The organism is Pseudomonas sp. GZD-209 (genome assembly GCF_049310485.1).
In the GTDB taxonomy this organism is placed as follows: Bacteria; Pseudomonadota; Gammaproteobacteria; order Pseudomonadales; family Pseudomonadaceae; genus Aquipseudomonas; species Aquipseudomonas sichuanensis.
The window spans coordinates 1-19740 of record NZ_JBMOWQ010000200.1 but is presented as its reverse complement, the minus strand read 5'-3'; the positions used below and the strand labels follow the sequence as shown (position 1 = coordinate 19740).

General features: G+C 67.1%; 8 protein-coding genes and 1 pseudogene. 5 read left to right on the top strand and 4 right to left on the bottom strand.

What is annotated here, in order from left to right:
* Positions 1–83 precede the first annotated feature (83 nt).
* The gene (locus ACO6VM_RS21210) at positions 84–13028 is read right to left on the bottom strand and encodes a non-ribosomal peptide synthetase (protein ID WP_422403775.1); all 12945 of its coding nucleotides are present in this window, start codon (positions 13026–13028) and stop codon (positions 84–86) included.
* A 320-nt stretch (positions 13029–13348) separates the two neighbouring features.
* Here ACO6VM_RS21210 and ACO6VM_RS21205 point away from each other — a divergent pair, with 320 nt between their 5' ends.
* Positions 13349–13876, top strand: coding sequence for an RNA polymerase factor sigma-70 (locus ACO6VM_RS21205; protein WP_153786564.1), 528 nt, complete (start codon positions 13349–13351; stop codon positions 13874–13876).
* A gap of 93 nt (positions 13877–13969) precedes the next feature.
* Here the strand turns inward: ACO6VM_RS21205 and ACO6VM_RS21200 are convergent, their stop codons facing one another.
* A complete protein-coding gene (locus tag ACO6VM_RS21200; RefSeq protein ID WP_401056285.1) occupies positions 13970–14980 on the bottom strand; it encodes a GNAT family N-acetyltransferase in 1011 nt (336 codons plus the stop codon).
* Between the two features lie 63 nt (positions 14981–15043).
* Complete coding sequence (locus ACO6VM_RS21195; protein ID WP_401056287.1) at positions 15044–15844, bottom strand: substrate-binding periplasmic protein; 801 nt, start codon at positions 15842–15844, stop codon at positions 15044–15046.
* 178 nt (positions 15845–16022) lie between these two features.
* Between ACO6VM_RS21195 and ACO6VM_RS21190 the strand changes: the two genes are divergently transcribed.
* Together ACO6VM_RS21190 and ACO6VM_RS21185 are read left to right on the top strand one after the other, a co-directional pair.
* A complete protein-coding gene (locus ACO6VM_RS21190; protein WP_401056289.1) occupies positions 16023–16574 on the top strand; it encodes an exonuclease domain-containing protein in 552 nt (183 codons plus the stop codon).
* A gap of 73 nt (positions 16575–16647) precedes the next feature.
* Positions 16648–16923, top strand: a pseudogene (locus tag ACO6VM_RS21185) (pyrimidine/purine nucleoside phosphorylase); the annotation flags it as partial.
* Positions 16924–16993: 70 nt separating this feature from the next.
* Here ACO6VM_RS21185 and ACO6VM_RS21180 read toward each other — a convergent pair.
* Entirely contained in the window at positions 16994–17686 is a 693-nt protein-coding gene (locus tag ACO6VM_RS21180) for an alpha/beta family hydrolase (RefSeq protein WP_401056291.1), read from the bottom strand.
* 49 nt (positions 17687–17735) lie between these two features.
* On the opposite strand from ACO6VM_RS21180, the gene ccoN reads away from it, so the two are divergent.
* On the top strand, positions 17736–19160 hold the full coding sequence (gene ccoN, locus ACO6VM_RS21175; protein WP_110994029.1) for a cytochrome-c oxidase, cbb3-type subunit I: 1425 nt from the start codon (positions 17736–17738) through the stop codon (positions 19158–19160).
* A gap of 13 nt (positions 19161–19173) precedes the next feature.
* On the top strand, positions 19174–19740 hold a 567-nt coding region (gene ccoO, locus ACO6VM_RS21170; RefSeq protein WP_422403774.1), incomplete at its 3' end, for a cytochrome-c oxidase, cbb3-type subunit II.

Below are 19740 nucleotides of genomic sequence, written 5' to 3'. Positions count from 1 at the left end.
GGGAGGGGGACGCTTCCGCCGCGGTGTGGGTTGGCTGGGGGGGGGGGGTGTCCCCCCCCCGCGATCGTTTCCGCCAGGGACTACTACAGCGCCTCCAGCTCCGCCATCAGATCACTCAACCGATCCACCTTGTCCTCATCCAGCGCACTGCCCTGCAGCCCCTGCACGTACGCCGCCAGTTCCTCCACCGTGCTGCACTCGAACATCGCCCGCAGCGGCACGTTGAGTGACAACGCCTTCTGCACCCGCGAAGCGATCTGCGTGGCCAGCAGCGAGTGCCCGCCCAGTTCGAAGAAGTTGTCGCGCACGCCCACCCGCTCGGCCTTGAGCACGTCGGCCCAGATGCCGGCCAGGGTCTCTTCCAGCTCGCTGCGCGGCGCCAGGTAGTCCTGACTGTGCTGGCCGCCGATATCGATGGCCGGCAGCAGCTTGCGGTCGAGTTTGCCGTTGGCGTTGTGCGGCAGGTTGTCGAACCAACCCCAGTGCAGCGGCACCATGTACTCCGGCAGTTCGGCACGCAGGCGTTGCTTGAGCTGGTCGAGCAGCGCGGCATCGGCTTCGACACCTTGATGGGCCACCAGGTAGCCGACCAGGTGCTTGCCGTTGACGCCTTCCTGCACACCCACGGCGGCATCGCGCAGCTCGGGCTGTTCGTGCAGGCGCGCCTCGATCTCGCCCAGCTCGATGCGGTAGCCGCGGATCTTCACCTGGTGGTCGATACGCCCGACATACTCCAGCACCCCGTCCGGGCGACGACGCGCCAGGTCGCCGGTGCGGTACAGGCGTTCGCCCGGGGCACCGAACGGATGCGGAATGAAGGCCTGGGCAGTGCGCACCGGGTCGCCGACATAACCGCGGCCCACCCCGGTACCGGCGACGCACAGCTCGCCCACCGCACCCAGCGGCACCAGTGCCTGATCCTCGCCCAGCAGGTACAGGCGGTTGTTGTCGGTCGGCGTGCCGATCGGCAGGTAGCTGCCCTGGGTCGATTCGAGATCGACGCGGAAGAACGCCACGTCGTCCGAGCATTCCGCCGGGCCATAGGCGTTGACCAGGCCAATGGCCGGGTAACGCTGCAGCCACTGCGCGGCCAGCTCCGGCGGCATCGCCTCGCCGGTCGGCAGCATCCAGCGCAGGCCGTCCAGCGCCTGGTGATCGTTGGCCAGCATGCCCTGGATCAGCGATGGCACGCTTTCCAGCACGGTGATGCCGGTGGCCTGCACATGGGCCAGCAAACCTTGCGGATCATGGGCGATGGCGTTCGGCACGATCTCTACCGTGGCGCCGAACAGCGGCGCGGCAAGGAACTGCCAGACCGAGATATCGAAGCTCTGCGAAGCGGTCTGGGCGATCACGTCCTGCTCGTCCAGCACCAGGTACGGCACCTTGCTCAGCTGGTTGTTGAGCATGCCGCGCTGCTCGACCATCACGCCCTTGGGCAGGCCGGTGGAGCCGGAGGTGTAGATCACATAGGCAAGGTTGTCCGGCGCGCTGTGGATGCCCGGGTTGTGGCTGGCCACGTTGCTCGCCTGCACCTCTTCCCACACCAGCAGTTTCGGCCGTGCCGCGCCCGCCACTTCGTCGAGCAACTGGCGCGCCTGTTCGGCGCAGGCCGCGCTGCACACCAGCACCGGGGTGCGGCTCAGTTCGACGATGCGTTGCAGGCGTGCCGATGGCAGGCCTGGGTCCAGCGGCAGGTAGCCGGCGCCGGCCTTGAAGCTGCCGACGATCATGCCCAGCAGCGCCAGGCCACGCTCGGCCAGCAGCGCCACCGGCTGGTCGATGGCCACCCCGGCCGCGACCAGGGCATGGCCCAGGCGGTTGGCCGCCAGGTTAAGCCCGGCGTAGTCGAACGATGCCTCCAGGCAGCGGGCGACGGTACGCTGCGGATGCGCGGCAACCCGCGCTTCGAACAGTTCGATGTAGCTCTGTTCCAGCGGATAGGCGTGCTCGGTGCGGTTGCAATCGTCCAGCAGGAAGCGCTGTTCATCCGCGCCCAGCAGCGGCAGTTCGCCTACCTCACCTTCGAAGCCGTCCACCAGCGCCAGCAGCAGGCGCTTGAACTCACCCAGCAGGCGCTCGACGCTCGGGTAGTCGAAGTAGCGCTGGTCGAACGACAGGTGCAGGCCAAGGTCGTCGCCCGGGTAACACACCGCGGTCAGCGGGAAGTTGGTATGGGTGCGGCCCGAATCGGAGCTGGCGTTCAGGTGCTGGGCGTGGTCGAGCACGGCGGTTTCCACCGGGGCGTTCTCGAACACGAACAGGCTGTCGAACAGCGGCTGGCCCTTGGGCAGTTCGCTGCATTCCTGGATCGCCACCAGCGGCAGGTATTCGTACTCGCGCAGCTGCATGTTGCGGTCGAGCAGGCCCTGCAACCACTGGCGCACGCTGCGGCGTTCGCCCGGCTGCGGCAACTGCACGCGCAGGGCGATGCTGTTGATGAACAGGCCGACGGTGCGCTGCATCTGCGGCAGGCTCACCGGGCGCCCCGCCACGGTGACGCCGAACACCACATCGCGCTCGCCGCTGCAACGGGCCAGGGTCAGGGCCCAGGCCGCCTGGGCGAAGGTGTTGACCGTCAGCTGGTGGGCCTGGGCCAGTTCGCGCAGGCGGGCACCTTCAGTGACGTCCAGGCGGGTGTAGCAGTCGCCGACCACCATGCCGTCACCGGCATGATCATGGCGCAGCGGGCGGTCGCTGGGGATTGCCGTGGCACGTTCGAAACCGGCCAGGTTGGCCTGCCACCACTGGCGCGCCTCGCCCAGGTCCTGGCGTTGCAGCCAGCCGATGTAGTCGCGGTAGCGCGGCGGCACCGGCAGCTGCGCCTGACGGCCCTCGCCGAGGGCCTGGTAGAGCTCGAAGAAGTCGTTCATCAGCAGCGAGCGGCACCAGGCATCGATGAGGATGTGGTGGTTGCTCATCATGAACCAGTAGCGCTCATCGGCCACGCGCACCAGGCGCAGGTGGAACGGCGCCTCGCGCAGCAGCTCGAAGCCGGCCTCGCGTTCCTGCTTGTGCAGGGCCTGCAGGCGCGCCTCCTGGGCGGCGTCGTCGAGGCCGCGCCAGTCCTGGTAGTCCACCGGCGTGTTGCCGGCCTTGTGGATGATCTGCAGCATCGCCTCGCCGGCGTTCCAGCTGAACGAAGCGCGCAGCGCTTCGTGGCGGGCGACCACGGCCTGCCAGGCCTGGGCGAAGCGCTCGGGGTCGAGGGCGCTGTTGATGCGGTAGCGGTCCTGCATGTAATACAGGCCGGTGCCTGGCTCCAGCAGGGTGTGCAGCAGCAGGCCTTCCTGCATCGGTGTCAGCGGGTAGACGTCCTCGATCTGCGCGGCGGGCACCGGCAGTGCGTCGATCTGCTCCTGGGTCAGTTGCGCCAGGGGGAAGTCCGACGGGGTGAAGCTGCCGTTGCCATCGGCCAGGCAATGGCCGACCAGCGCCAGCAGTTCCTGGCGATAGGCTTCGGCCAGGGTGGCGATGGTGGCCTGGTCGTAGCGCTCGGCGCTGAAGCTCCAGCGCAGTTGCAGGGCGCCGCCGTACACCTGGCCATCCACGCTGAGCCAGTTCGGCAGCGGCGCGTCCAGGTCATGGGCCAGGCCCGCCGGCGCATCCAGTGGCTGGAACAGCGCGGCCTGGTCGAACTGCTGGTCGAACTGGCCGAGGTAGTTGAAGGTGATACGCGCCTGGGGCAGCGCCGCCATGCGCTCGCGGCCGGCGTCATCGGCCAGGTAGCGCAGCACGCCGTAGCCCTGCCCTTTGTGCGGCACCTGGCGCAGTTGCTCCTTGATGCGCTTGATCGAGGCCGCGCGGGCCACCTCGCCTTCGGCCATGTCCGGGCTCAGGCTCAGCGGATAGGCGTTGGTGAACCAGCCGACGCTGCGGGTCAGGTCCATGTCTTCGAACAGCCCGTCGCGGCCATGGCCTTCCAGTTGCACCAGCACCTGCTCGTCTCCGGTCCAGCGGCACAGGGTGCGCGCCAGTGCGGTCAGCAACAGGTCGTTGACCTGGGTGTGGTAGGCCGCCGGCGCTTGTTGCAGCAACTGGCGGGTCTGCTCGACATCGAGTTCGATGGCCAGGCTCTGGGCATGGCGATGCAGGTTGCCGCCCTGGGGGTGATCGCACGGCAATTCATGGCGGGCGCTGCCCAGCTGGCGTTCCCACCAGCCCAGCTCGTCACGCAGTGAATCGGCGCCCGCATAGCTGGCCAGGCGTGCAGCCCAGTCGCCCATGGCGTGGGTCTTGGCGGCCAGGGTTGCACCGCGATACAGCGCTTGCAGGTCTTCGAGCAGCACACGCCAGGACACGCCATCGACCACCAGGTGATGGATCGCCAGCAGCAGGCGCTGGGCACCCTGGCCGTCGCTGACCAGCAAGGCGCGCAGCAGCGGGCCCTGCTCCAGGTCGAGGCTGCGTTGCACGTCGCTGTACAGCGCCTGGCAGTCGTTGAAGTCGGCCACGGTGGCGGTCCAAAGCAGTGGCTGGCTGTGCGGCTGGGCGTACTCGCCCTGCCAGCGGCCCTGGGCCTGGCTGAAGCGCAGGCGCAGGCTGTCGTGGTGGGCCACCAGCGCGGCCAGGGCCTGCTCCAGTTTCTCCGCCTGCAGCGGCTGGCGCGCTTCGAGCAGCACGGCCTGGTTCCAATGCTGGGGTTGCGGCACTTCGCTGTCGAAGAACCAGTGCTGGATCGGCGTCAGGCCGCTGCGCCCCTGGCGCGGGCCCTGCTCGATGTCGCTCGGTGCCGCGCTGCGGGTGACCACGGCGGCCAGGGTCTGGATGGTCTGGTGCTGGAACAGGTCGCGCGGGGTGAACTGCAAGCCCAGCTGGCGGGCGCGGCTGACTACCTGGATCGACAGGATCGAGTCGCCGCCCAGTTCGAAGAAGTTGTCCTGCACGCCGATGCGCGAGACGTTGAGCACGTCGCGCCAGATCTGCGCCAGTTGTGTTTCCAGCTCGTTGGCCGGGGCCTGGTAGTGCTGGCGCGCCTGCTCAAGGTCCGGCGCCGGCAGCGCACGGCGGTCGAGCTTGCCGTTGCCCATCAGCGGCAGGCTGTCGAGCAGCACCAGGTGCGCCGGCACCATGTAGTCCGGCAGGTGCTGACGGGCGTCGGCCTTGACCGCTTCGCGCAGCAGGGCCTGGGCATCGCTGTCGGCCTTGGCGTGCGCGCACACCAGGTAACCCACCAGTTGCTTGCCGCCCGGCAGGTCGAGGGCCAGGACCACGGCCTCGTCGACATCGGCATGTTCCTGCAGACGGCTTTCGATTTCGCCCAGCTCGATGCGGAAGCCGCGGATCTTCACCTGTTGGTCGGCGCGGCCGACGTACTCCACCAGGCCATCGGCGCGCAGGCGCACCAGGTCGCCGGTGCGGTACAGGCGCCCGCCGCCGTGGCTGAACGGGTCGGCGACGAAGCGCTCGGCGCTCAGGCCCGGGCGGTCGTGGTAACCCTGGGCCAGGCCGGCGCCGCCGACGTACAGCTCGCCGATGCCGCCTTGCGGCAGCAGCGCCAGGTCGTCGTCGAGGATGTAGGCGCTGCGGGCACCGATCACCCGGCCGATCGGCACGCTGCCAGCGTCGCTTGGCAGTTGCTCGGGGGCCAGGCAGGCCAGCGGCATGACCACGGTTTCGGTCGGGCCGTAGGCGTTGAAGAACTGCTGCGGGGCGAACGCCTGGCGAATACGTTGCAGGTGCTCGCCCGTCAGTGCCTCGCCGCCGGTGATCACCAGGCGTACCGGCAGCTGCTCGCCCTGCCCGGCCAGGTACTGGGCCAGCTGGCTGCCGTAGCTCGGGGTGAAGCCGAGGATGCTCACCTGTTGCTCACGCACCAGCTGGCAGATGTCTTCGGCACCCCATTGGCCCTGGGCGCGCAGCACCACGCGGGCACCGCACAGCAGCGGGGTCAGCAGGCGTTCGCTGGCGGCGTCGAAGTTGATCGAATAGAAGTGCAGCTCGCAGTCGTCGCTGCGCATGCCGAACTCGGCGATCACCGCCTGGCAGTGCATGGCGATCTCGCCGTGGCTGACCACCACGCCCTTGGGCTTGCCGGTGGAGCCCGAGGTGTAGATCAGGTAGGCCTGGTGCTGCGGCAGGTTGAGGTTGTCCAGCGGCGCGTCGCTGTAGGCGGACAGGCGTGCGGCATCGTCCTCCAGGTTCCAGCTGGCCACCCCTGCGGGCAACTCGCCCAGGGTTTCGAGCAAGCTGCGCTGGCCGATCAGCAGGCCCAGGCGGCTGTCTTCGATCATGTAGCGCAGGCGGTCGAGCGGGTATTCCGGGTCCAGCGGCACATAGGCGCCACCGGCCTTGAGGATGGCCAGCAGGCCGACCACCATCTCCAGCGAACGCTCCAGCGCAAGGCCCACCCGCACCTGCGGGCCGACACCGCGCTCGCGTAGGGCGCGGGCCAGGCGGTTGGCCTGTTGGTCGAGTTCGGCATAGCTCAGGTGTTGGCCTGCGAAGGTCAGCGCCAGTGCCTCGGGGGTACGTTCAGCCTGGGCTGCGAACAGGCCGTGGAGCGTCTGGTTCAGCTCGAAGTCCTGCTGCCCCTGCAACTGGCCCACCAGCACCTGCTGCTCGGCCTCGGCCAGCATCGGCAACTCGCACAGGCGCTGCGCCGGGTTGTCCAACAGCGCTTCGAGCAATTGCTGCCAGTGCTCGGCCATGCGCGCGATGCGCGGTTCGTCGAACAGGTCGCGGCTGTAGGTGAAGCAGCAGCCCAGGCGGCCATCGAGGTCCGTGACCTCCAGGTACAGGTCGAACTTGGTGGCACTGGCGTCGTTGACCAGGTAGTCCACCTGCATGCCCACCAGCTCACGGCTTTGCTGGAAGGCCCAGCGCTGCACGTTGCACATCACCTGGAACAGCGGGTTGTAGGCGCTCGAACGTGGCGGCTGCAGCGCTTCGACCAACTGCTCGAACGGCAGGTCCTGGTGCGACTGGCCGTCGATGATGGCGCTGCGCACCTGGTCGAGCAGCGCGCTGGCGCTCATCTGCCCGTCCACCTCGCAGCGCAGCACCTGGGTGTTGAGGAAAGCGCCGATCAGCCCTTCGCTTTCCGGGCGGATGCGGTTGGCCACCGGCGCGCCGATGCGCAGATCACGCTGGCCGCTGTAGCGGTGCAGCAAGGCGGCCAGGGTGGCGGTCATGGTCATGAACAGGGTCAGGCCGCGCTGGCCATTGAAGGCATGCACGCGCTTGACCAGCGCAGGGTCCAGGTCGAAGCGGTACAGCTCGCCGCGGTGGCTCTGCACCGCCGGGCGCGGGCGGTCGGCCGGCAAGGCCAGCACCGGGTGCTCGTCGCCCAGGCGGTCTTGCCAGTAAGCCAGCTGGCGCGCGCCCTCGCCGCTTTCCAGCCACTGGCGCTGCCAGACGCTGTAGTCGAGGTACTGCACCGGCAGCGGCGCCAGCGGTGATTCGCGCTCGTCGACGAAGGCTTCGTACAGCTCGCCCAGTTCGCGGGCGAAGATGTCCATGGCCCAGCCTTCGGTGACGATGTGGTGCAGGGTCAGCACGAAGTAATGCTCGCGCTCACCGGCCTTGACCAGGCAGGCGCGCAGCAGCGGGCCGCGCGCCAGGTCGAACGGCTGGTGCGCCTGGTCGTCGGCCAGTTGCTGCAGGCGTTGTTGCCGGGCCTCGTCGGGCAAGGCGCTGAAGTCATGCCACTGCAGTTGCAGGTGGCTGTCGTCGTCCACGCACTGGTATGCCTTGCCGTCGATGCTGGGGAAGGTGGTGCGCAGGGTTTCGTGGCGCACGATCAGCGCCTGCAGGGCGCGCTCGAAGGCGTCCACATGCAGCACGCCCTTGAAACGGGCCATGCCGCCGACGTTGTAGGCCGGGCTGTCCGGCTCCATCTGCCAGAGGAACCACATGCGCTGCTGCGAGTACGACAGCGGCACCGCCTGACGGCGGTCGACCCGGGCGATGGCGCCTTGCTGGTTGCGCTCGCCGCTGCCCTGCAGGCGGGCGATCTCGGCGCAGAACGCGCCCAGCTCGCTGGCCTCGAACAAGGCCTTGAGCGGCAGCTCGACGTCCAGCGCCTGGCGGCTGCGCGAAACGATCTGGGTGGCCAGCAGCGAGTGGCCGCCGAGGGCGAAGAAGTCGTCGTGCAGGCCGACCTGGGGCAGGTTCAGCACCTCGCGCCAGATCGCCGCCACCTGCTGTTGCAGTTCGGTTTGCGGCTCGACGTGATCACGCTGCTGCCACACCGGCGCCGGCAGTGCCTTGCGATCCACCTTGCCGCTTGGGCCGAGGGGCATCTGCGCCAGGTGGATGAGTTGCGCCGGCACCATGTAGGCCGGCAGCCGCTCGGCCAGGGCGGCAAGCACGGCGTCGGTCTGTTCGATGCCGCTGTAGTAGCCGACCAGTTGGGCGCCGACGGCGTCCTTGTGGATCAGCACCAGTGCCTGTTGCACACCCGGTTGCGCCAGCAATACTGCCTGCACTTCTTCAGGCTCGACGCGGAAGCCGCGCACCTTGACCTGCTGGTCCAGGCGCCCGAGGTACTCCAGGGATTCACTCTGCACGTGCCAGCGGGCACGGTCGCCACTGCGGTACAGGCGCGCGCCTTCGCCGTCTGGCTGCGGCACGAAGCGCTCGGCAGTGAGGCCAGGGCGGCCAAGGTAGCCACGGGCCAGGCCGGTGCCGCCCAGGCACAACTCGCCCGGTACGCCTGGCGGGGTCAATTCGAATTCATCGTCCAGCACCCGGCACAGCACGTTGCCCAGCGGCCGGCCGATCGGCGAGCGCTCGCCGTCGCTGGCCTGGCAGTGCCAGTGGGTGACGTTGATAGCGGTTTCGGTCGGGCCGTAGCGGTTGTGCAACTGCACCTGGGGCAGCAGTTGCAGAGCGCGGTCGCGCAGGGCCGCGCTCAGCGCCTCGCCCCCGGAGAACAGCCGCCGCAGGCTGGTGCAGCCAGCCGCCAACGGTTCTTGCACGAACACCTGCAGCAGCGGCGGCACGAAGTGCAGCGTGGTCACGCCGTGCTGCTGGATCAGCTGCGCAATGCGCTGCGGGTCGCGGTGCTCGCCGGGGCCGGCCAGGACCAGCTTGCAGCCGGTGATCAACGGCCAGAAGCACTCCCACACCGACACGTCGAAACTGATCGGCGCCTTCTGCATCAGCACGTCGTTGTCGTCCAGCGCGTAGGCCTGCTGCATCCACTGCAGGCGCTCGGCCAGGGCCCCATGGGTGTTGCCCACCCCCTTGGGCTGGCCGGTAGAGCCGGAGGTGTAGATCACGTAGGCGAGGTTGTCGCCGTGCAGGTGCAGCCCCGGGGCCTGGCTTGGCCAGCTGTCCAGGTGCAGCTGGTCGAGGGCGATGGCGCTGACGCCGTCAACCTCCGGCAGGGTTTCGAGCTGGCTGCTGTGGCTGAGCAGCAGGCCGGCGTTGCAATCCTTGAGCATGTAGGCCAGGCGTTCGGCCGGGTAGTCCACGTCCAGTGGCACGTAGGCGCCGCCGGCCTTGAGGATGGCCAGCAGGCCCACCAGCAGCTGCGGCGAACGCTCAAGGGCGATGGCTACGCAGGTGTCCGGGCCGACGCCCTTGTCGCGCAGGTAGTGAGCCAGGCGGTTGGCCTGCTGGTGCAGCTCGGCGTAAGTGAGCTGGCCGCCGTCCCACACCAGTGCGGTGCGCTCGGGGGTCAGGCGGGCTTGTTCGTTGAGCTGCTCGACCAGCAGTTGCTGTGGCTGCGCGGCCGGGGCCTGGCCCCAGTGCAGCAGTTGCGCACGGCTCGGCTCATCGAGCAGTTGCACCTCAGCCAACGCCAGCTGCGGCTGGGCGCACACTTGTTCGAAGAACGCCAACAGGTGGTTGGCCAGGCGCTTGACGGTGGCCGCCTCGAACAGCCCGGCGGCGTAGTCGAAGGCCAGGGTCAGGCGGCCCTGGTGGTCCTCCTCGCTGTGCAGTTGCAGGTCGAACTTGGCCTCGCGGCTGTGCCATGGCAGCTCTTCGGCGAGCAGGCCGGGCAAACGGCGCAGCGCCGAAAGGTCGCGCTGCTGGTGGTTGAACATGACCTGGAACAGGCCCTGCTCACGGGCCTGCGGCAGCGCCTCGACCAGTTGCTCGAACGGCAGGTCCTGGTGGGCCTGGGCTTCGAGGGTGGCCTGGCGCACCTGGTTGAGTAGTTGCGCGAACGGCAGGCGGCCATCGAGCTCGGCGCGCAGCACTTGGGTGTTGATGAAGAAGCCGACCATGCCCTGGGTTTCCAGGCGCGGCCGGTTGGCATTGGGCACGCCAACGCGGATATCGCCTTGGCCGCTGTAGCGGTGCAGCAGCGCCTGCCAGCCGGCCAGCAGAACCATGAACAGGCTGGCCTGCTGGTCGCGGGCCAGGTCCTTGAGGGCTGCGGCGAGTCGGGTCGGCACCTTCAGGCTGTGACGCGCTGCGCGATTGTGCTGCTGGCTGGCGCGGGGCTGGTCGGTGCACAGGTCGAGCACCGGCAGTTCATCGCCCAAGGCGTGCTTCCAGTAATCGAGCTGACGGGCGCTTTCGCCGTCGGCCAGCCACTGGCGCTGCCAGGTGCCGTAGTCGGCGTAGCCCAGTGGCAATTCGGGCAACTGTACCTGCCCTCGCGCGGCGTACAGGCGGGCGAATTCGTCGAGCAGGATGTTCAGCGACCAACCGTCGGCGACGATGTGGTGCAGGGTCACCCACAGCTGGTGCTCTTCGTCATCCAGACGGGCCAGGGTCACCCGCAGCAGCGGGCCCTGGCGCAGGTCGAACGGTCGCTGCGCTTCGTCTTCGCGGCGCGCGGCCACCTCGGCGGGCTCCAGCCCCTCGAGGTCGCAGTGCTGGAGGGTGAACGCAAGGCTCGGCAGGATGCGCTGCACGGCCTGGCCGTCGACCTCGTCGAACAGCGTGCGCAGGGATTCGTGGCGGGCCACCAGGGCCTGGAAGCTGGCCTGCAGCGCGGCCTGGTCCAGCTCGCCGCGCAGGTGCAGGCCGGCGGGGATGTTGTAGGCGGCGGACGCAGGCTCCAGCTGCCACAGCAGCCACAGACGGTTCTGCGCCAGCGACTGGGGCAGGGCCTGGTCGCGGCCTTGGGTTTCGATAGCGCCGGCAGCCTTGCCCCCTTCGGTGAGGACGGCCGCCACCGCGGCACTGTATTCGGCCAGGGTCGGTGCTTCGAACAGGGTACGCAGGCTCAGCTGGATGCCCAGCTCGTCGCCCAGGCGCGCGGTGACCTGGGTGGCGGCGATGGAGTTGCCGCCCAGCAGCAGGAAGTGATCATCCGCCGCCACGGCTTCGACCTTGAGCAGCTCGCGCCAGATACCGGCGATGCGTGCTTGCAGGTCGCTGCCTGCAACCTCTGTGCTGTGCTGCGCGGCGACGGACGGGAAGCGTGCGTAGCAATCCAGGCTACCGTCGTGCATGCGCAGGCGGCAGGCCGCGCGCTGCAGCTTGCCGCTGGAAGTCTTGGGCAGCGCGCCGGGGTTGAGCAGCAGCACCGCCGCGGGGGCCTGGCGGCAGGCGTCGGCGATCACCCGGCGCAGGGTGTTGATCAGCGCTTCGGGGGTGTGCGCCTTCTGCACGTTGCGGCTGATCTCCACCGCCACGCCGATGCCCTCCTCGCCCTGGTCGTCGACGGCGAACACCGCTACTCGGCCTTTGCGCAGCACCTCCACTTCACGCTCCAGGGTCTTTTCCAGATCCTGCGGGTAGAGGTTCTGGCCACGGACGATGAGCATGTCTTTCAGGCGCCCGGTGACGAACACTTCGCCGTCACGCATGAAACCCAGGTCACCAGTGCGCAGCCAGGTCTGGCCATCCATTTCGACGAAGGTGCGCGCGCTGGCTTCGGGGTTGCGCCAGTAGCCCAGGGCGATGCTCGGGCCGCCGGCCCAGATCTCGCCCACCCGGTTGTCGCCCAGCACCTGCAACTGCTGCGGTTCGACGATGCGCACGGCGTGGCCTGGCTGCGGGTAGCCGCAACTCATCAGCACACTGCCCTGGCCTGGCTCGGCGCGGTTGGCGGCAAACGCCTCGGCGTCCAGCTCCAGCGCGCCGATGCCCTGGCCACGGCGGCTGCCGCTGACGAACAGGGTGGCCTCGGCCAGGCCGTAGCTGGCGAAGAAGCTGCTGGCCTGGAAGCCGCAGCGGGCGAATTTGTCGGCGAAGGTGTCGAGGCTGTCCTGGCGGATCGGTTCGGAGCCGGAATAGGCCACGCGCCAGCGGCTGAGGTCGAGCCCGGCCAGGGCGGCCTCGCTGACCCGTTCGCTGCACAGGCGGTAGGCGAAGTCCGGGCCGCCGCTGATGGTGCCGCCGTACTCGCTGATGGCCTGCAGCCAGCGCTGCGGCCGGGCGAGGAAGTAGCCGGGCGACATCAGCACACAGGGCACGCCGCTGAAGATCGGCTGCAGCAGGCCGCCGATCAGGCCCATGTCGTGGTACAGCGGCAGCCAGCTGACGATCACGTCGTCGGGGTTCAGGTCGATGCCGAAGCCCTGGCGGATCAGTTGTTCGTTGGCCACCAGGTTGCCGTGGCTGACCTGCACGCCTTTGGGCAGCGCAGTGGAACCGGAGGTGTACTGCAGGAAAGCGATATCGTCATTGGCCAGCGCAGGTTCACGCCATTGTTCGGCCAGCTGCGGGTCAAGACTGTCCACGGCCAGCAGCACCGGAGCATTTTCCCCGACGAGCGCATCCAGGCCCTGCAAGCTCTCGCACAGCGCCCCCACCGTCAGCAACAGGCGCGGCTGAGCGTCATCGATGATCGACAGCAGCCGTTCCTGGTGGTGCTGGCGGGCAGATTCCGGCGGGTAGGCCGGCACCGCGATCACCCCGGCATACAGGCAGCCGAAGAACGCCGCGACGTAGTCCGGGCCGCTGGGGAACAGCAGCACGGCACGCTCACCGAAACCGGCACGGGCCTGCAACGCGGCGGCAATGGTGCGCGCGCGCTGGTCGAGGTCCCGGTAGCTGAGCACGGCCTGCTCGCCTGGCGCATCGGCCAGAAAGCGCAAGGCGACGCGCTCCGGGGTCTGCTCGGCGCGTTGCGCCAGGGCCTGGACCAGCGAGTGCGGGAGTTCGAAGGCGTCCGTCATGGAATGTTCCTGCCAGTGTCTGGTTGAGTCGTGCCGATGCTGTACCGCGCCAAGCTGGCGGGCAGCGCTGGGCAGCCGGATGTACACAGGGGAACGGATGGACGGGGGAAGAAATTAGCCCCGCCGGGCAGCGGCCAGAGGCGTTGGGGCCTGCGACGGTTTGAAGCAGTTCACAGTGTTCGGCTTAGAACCAGATCGAAGGCCAAATCATTAACTTTCGTATTTGACAATCATTATCATTATGAATAGTTTGTCGCACGTCGTAGGAAGCCTCCCCACGGGATGTGCTCCCTTTCCCTCTGAGACAAGGTGAAAATTCCATGGCGGAACAACTGTCCACAAGTAAGTGCGATTCACCGCTGCTCCAGGCGTTCGTCGACAACCGCAGCATCCTGGTCAAGATTGCCGCGCGCATCACTGGCTGCCGTTCGCGCGCCGAGGATGTGGTACAGGACGCGTTCTTCCGACTCAGCGCCGCGCCGCAGATTACCTCTTCGTTCAAGGCCCAGCTCAGCTACCTGTTCCAGATCGTGCGCAACCTGGCCATCGACCACTACCGCAAGCAGGCCATGGAGCTGAAGTACTCCGGCAGCGAGGAGGAAGGGCTGAACGTGGTCATCCAGAACGCCTCTCCCGAAGCCACGCACATCAACCTGGCCACCCTCGAACACATTGCCGAAGCGCTCAACGAACTGCCCCAGCGCACCCGTTACGCCTTCGAGATGTACCGCTTGCATGGCGTGCCGCAGAAGGACATCGCCAAGGAACTGGGGGTGTCGCCGACGCTGGTCAACTTCATGATCCGCGATGCCCTGATCCATTGCCGCAAGAGCAGCCGCCAGGTCTGATGCCTTCATCGCGGGTCAAGGCGCATCGGCGCACCGCCGCTCCCACGCATGCAACACCAGCAGCGTGGGAGCGGGCTTGACCCGCGATGGCTTTCACGAAAGCTTGCAGCGCTCGAAGAACCGCTCCCGCCCCAGGATCATCAACGCCGCCCGCTTGTGCGGGAAATCGAACTCTTTCTCGCAGTGGAAACACTGGTCGTGCATGTAGCCGATCATCTTGCCGTTGTCGGCGCGCGGCTCGGCCACCACCCGCTGGGTGCGAGGGTCGTCGAGGAACAGGTAGTGCACCAGCGCCGACAACCAGCTGGCGACCTTGTGCGGGCCGCGATGCGCCTCTTCGCCCACCAGCATGTGGATGCCACGGTCGTAGTCGTCGGCCGGGTAGAACGGCGCTATGCGATCTTCCTTGGCCCAGTACGCCTCGAAATAGGCGAACGGCTGGTCGTCGAAGCAACCGATCAGGGTCAGGGTGTGCGGGTCCTGTTCAAGCTTGGTCAGGTACTCGAGGTGTTGCTCGAGCGAGCCGCCCTCCTGCCAGAACTGCTCCACGCGCGGATTGTTCTGCCAGCGGTTGAAACGCTCCAGGTCCTGGCTGATTTCCAGGGTGCGCAGCGAAACCCAGGCCCCCAGACGCGCATCGAAGCGCCGGTACACCTCACCCCGTGGCTTGGGCGCCCGGCGCGGGTGACGTTTGCCATTGCTCAACTGCATCTGCTGCGGATAGACCCCGGCCAGCGACTCGCCGAGCCACGGCTGGGGCAGTTGCCAGAACAGCGTGCGTTCGCACAGGTAACGACCCGGCGCCTCGTCGGGCAGCAGCAGGCCACTGGCGACGGCTTGCGGTATCGGTTGCGGCAGGTGCCAGGCCAGGCGTTGGCAGCCCGGGTCGCGTGACAGCAGCCAGTAGCAGGCGGCCCACAGGGCCTGCTCGGGGCGCTCGGGGCAAATCTGTAGCAGGTGGGCTTCAAGGGTCTCGGCCGGCACCAGGCGCAGGCTGATCAGGGGGCGCCCCTCCAGGGTCAGGCTCAGGCGGCAATCGCCTTCGTCGGCCTGCAGGCTGCGCCAGCGTGGCGCGCAAGGGGGCGTAGCGGCATCGAACGGCATGTCAGGGCTCACAGGAAATGAAAGAAAGGCTCACTCCTGAAAACGTCCTGATGCCCCGGCAATTTAGTCGTGGGGCGCTTCGACCGTGATCTTGTAGGGTTTGAAGATACGCAACAACTCACCGTTTTCGCGCAGCCGGCGCAGCAGCCCGGTGAAGCTTTGCGGGCTGATCGGCGCATCCGGGCGCAGCAATGCGTAGTGGTGGTAGACCTGGTCGACCCGCTGCGAGGCCAACAGCTGGCTGACGCTGGACGGGTTGCGCTTGAGGAAGTCGCTCAGGTACGAGCGAGTGACCAGGGCGATGTCGGCCCGGCCGCGCTCGACCATGGACAGGTTGCTGTCGTGGGAGTAAGTCAGGGTCGCCTGATAGCGTTGCCTGAGCAGCACCGGGTCGGGCTCGAAGTCGGCGAAGGCATAGTGGTAGCCGTTGAACAACGCCAGGCGCTTGCCGTGCAGATCATCGAAATACTGCTGGTCACGCCCCGGCTGTTGGCGCGTGACGAAGATCTCGGCATCCTCCAGCCCCATGTCCACGGTGCTGTGCGCGATCCCCTGCCACCCCCACTGCGGGTTTTCGAAAATCGCCATATCGGTGCGGCCTTGCTGGAAATCGCCAAAGCGCCGGGGAATCGAGGTGGGCACGAGCACGAAGCGGTAGTCGTTCTGCAGCTCGTTCAACGCCTCCACCAGTTGTGGCAGCAGGCCGGTATCAGCGCCCTGCTCGGGGCGCACGGTGTAAGGCGGGAAATGCGCCGCGCCGATCTTCACCTCGACTGCCTCGCCCGCCCACGCTGCTGCCGTCAGCGACAGTGCGGCGAACAACAGCACAGAGCAGGAGAGCTTGAGGCTGGGCAGAGGGATCAAGTCGAGACACTCGTCACGGGTAGTGGCCTGAATGCGCCTAAGCTAGGCGTTTTCCCAGGCGGGCACAACCGCCGGATATGCCAAAGTGCCAGGGGATGTCGCGCGCGCGGACATTGGCTACCCTCTAGGGGCCCGCGCGTGAGGACGCGGGCTACCGCGTATTGATAGGGAGCCTGGCATGGGCCACTGGTTGGTGATCGACCTGGAAGCCACCACCGACGACGGCGGCTGGCCGGTCACGGAGATGGAAATCATAGAAATCGGCGCGAGCCTGGTCACCCGTGAGGGGCGCGAGGTCGACCATTTCCAGCGTTTCGTACGGCCCCGACGGCGGCCGCAGCTGACGCCGTTCTGCCGCGAGCTGACCCATATAAGCCAGGCCGATGTCGACGGCGCCGAGCCCTTCAGCACGGTGTGGGGCGCGTTCGAGCGCTGGCTGGGTGATCACCAGGCGCAGTTGCAGGCCTGGGTCAGCTGGGGCGACTACGACCGCAAGCAACTGCTGCAGGAGTGGCAACTGCATCACCAGCGCAGCCTGCTCGAGCAACTGCCGCACATCAACCTCAAGCAGCGCTTCGCCAAGGCCCGCCACCTGCAGCGGCCGGCGGGGCTCAACAGCGCCCTGCAACTGGCCGGGCTGCAGTTCAGCGGCCAGCAGCATCGCGCGCTGGAAGACGCGCGCAATACTGCCCGGCTGCTGCCGTTGAGCCTACCGCTGGGCGGCGCCTGAAACAGATGACGCAAGGGCGGGCCTTGGGCATACTGGCCAGCCCTTTTTTCATCCCCTTTTTCAGGAGTCGCCCATGTTCAAGGTCAATGAGTACTTCGATGGCACCGTCAAGTCGATCGCCTTCGAAAGCAGCGAAGGTCCGGCTACCGTTGGCGTGATGGCCCCGGGCGAATACGAGTTCGGCACCGCCAAGCGCGAAATCATGCATGTGGTTTCCGGTGCGCTGATCGTCAAGCTGCCAGGCAGCGAGAACTGGGAAACCTTCAACGCCGGCGACAAGTTCAATGTTGCCGCCGACAGCAAGTTCCAGCTGCAGGTGAAGGTCGATACCGCCTATCTGTGCGAGTATCTGGCCTGGGTTGGCCCCCTTTTTGGGGGGCACTCCCCCCCCTGTGGGGGGGCGTTCTTCCCCCGCGATTTCAATCCCGCAGGAACCCCGCCACCTTCTGGGCAGCCGCCTGCAGATGCTGCTCATGGCTGAACCCCGAAGCCTTCAGTGGCTTCAGGTCATGGTCCGCCGCCACCAGCCAGCTCACTTCGATCGCTGGCGATAGTTCATACCCCTGCACCGCTTCCCGATTGCCCAAGGCATCACGCTCCCCCTGGACGATCAGCGTGCGCGTGCGCAGCCCGGCCAGGTGCTCGACGCGGGGCTTGTGCGGCTTGCCCACGGCATAGAACGGATAGCCCAGGCACACCAGCGCATCGGCACCGAGTTCGTCCGCCAACAGGCTGGCCATGCGCCCGCCCATGGACTTGCCACCGACGGCCAGAGGCCCCGCGACCAAAGGTCGCACCTGGTTGTACACATCGCGCCAGCAATCGAGCAGAACCTTCTGCGGATTGGGCGGGCGCCGGCCACCGTCGACACGCCGCTGGGCCATGTACGGAAACTCGAAGCGCACCACCCCTACCCCAAGCCCTGCCAGCCTTTGCGCCATGTCGTCCATGAACCCGCTGTCCATCGGCGCACCCGCGCCATGGGCCAGGATCAGCCAGCTGTTTTGCCCGCTTTCGCCGGTGATTCGCGGAGGATCGCAGCGCAAGCCTGGGGCATTTGCAATCTGCGCCCATTGATCCCCGTCAATACCGGCACTTTGCCCATTAATCATGCTTGCCTCGCTGTCTAGCCTGCCTATAACCGTGGATGGGAACCCATACATGAACACAACCAGCAGTACCGCCTACAACTATCAGGTGGTCCGCCAATTCGCCATCATGACGGTGGTGTGGGGCATCGTCGGGATGGGGCTCGGCGTCTTCATTGCCGCCCAGCTCGCCTGGCCCGCCCTCAACCTTGACCTGCCGTGGACCAGCTTCGGCCGCCTGCGACCCTTGCACACCAACGCGGTGATCTTCGCCTTCGGCGGCTGTGCCCTGTTCGCCACCTCGTATTATTCGGTGCAACGCACCTGCCAGACCACCCTGTTCGCACCGCGCCTGGCCGCGTTCACGTTCTGGGGCTGGCAATTGGTGATCCTGCTGGCGGCGATCAGCCTGCCGCTGGGCTACACCAGCTCGAAAGAGTACGCCGAACTGGAATGGCCGATCGACATCCTGATCACCATCGTCTGGGTCGCCTATGCCGTGGTGTTCTTCGGCACGCTGATGAAGCGCAACACCAAGCACATCTACGTGGGCAACTGGTTCTTCGGCGCGTTCATCCTCACCGTGGCGCTGCTGCACATCGTCAACAACCTGGAGCTGCCGGTCAGCCTGACCAAGTCGTACTCGGTGTACGCCGGGGCCACCGACGCCATGGTGCAATGGTGGTACGGCCACAACGCCGTGGGCTTCTTCCTCACCGCCGGCTTCCTCGGGATGATGTACTACTACGTGCCCAAGCAGGCCGAGCGCCCGGTGTATTCGTATCGCCTGTCGATCGTGCACTTCTGGGCGCTGATCACCCTGTACATCTGGGCCGGCCCGCATCACCTGCACTACACCGCGCTGCCGGACTGGGCGCAGTCGCTGGGCATGATCATGTCGCTGATCCTGCTGGCACCGAGCTGGGGCGGGATGATCAACGGCATGATGACCCTGTCGGGAGCCTGGCATAAGCTGCGCAGCGACCCGATCCTGCGCTTTTTGGTGGTGTCGCTGGCGTTCTACGGCATGTCCACCTTCGAAGGCCCGATGATGGCCATCAAGACGGTCAACGCCCTCTCCCACTACACCGACTGGACCATCGGCCACGTGCACGCCGGCGCCCTCGGCTGGGTGGCGATGATTTCCATCGGCGCGCTGTACCACACCATCCCCAAAGTGTTCGGCAAGGAGCGCATGTACAGCCTCGGGCTGATCAACGCGCACTTCTGGCTGGCAACCATCGGCACCGTGCTCTACATCGCCTCGATGTGGGTCAACGGCATCGCCCAGGGCCTGATGTGGCGCGCGGTCAACAGCGACGGCACGCTCACCTACTCGTTCGTGGAAACCCTGGTGGCCAGCCACCCAGGCTTCGTCGTGCGCTTCGTCGGCGGCGCGATCTTCCTCAGCGGCATGTTCCTGATGGCCTGGAACACCTGGCGCACGGTGCGTTCGCCAAGCGTTGTGGAAGCCCCTGCCAACGCCCAGCTGGCTTGAGGAGTAGAGCCTGATGAAACATGAAGTCGTTGAGAAAAACATAGGCCTGATGGCGCTGCTGATGGTGTTCGCCGTCAGCATCGGCGGCCTGACCCAGATCGTCCCGCTGTTCTTCCAGGACGTCACCAACAAGCCGGTGGAGGGCATGAAGCCTTACACCGCCTTGCAGCTCGAAGGCCGCGATATCTACATCCGCGAAGGCTGCGTGGGTTGCCATTCGCAGATGATTCGCCCGTTCCGCGCCGAGACCGAGCGCTACGGCCACTACTCGGTGGCCGGTGAAAGCGTGTGGGACCACCCGTTCCTGTGGGGCTCCAAGCGTACCGGCCCGGACCTCGCCCGTGTGGGTGGCCGCTACTCCGATGACTGGCACCGCGCGCACCTGTACAACCCGCGCAACGTGGTACCGGAGTCGAAGATGCCGTCCTACCCCTGGCTGGTGGCGACCCAGGTCGACAACAGCCACACCGACGTCAAGCTGCGCACCCTGCGCACCCTCGGCGTGCCGTACACCGACGACGACATCGCCGGGGCCCGCGACGCAGTCAAGGGCAAGACCGAGATGGACGCGCTGGTCGCC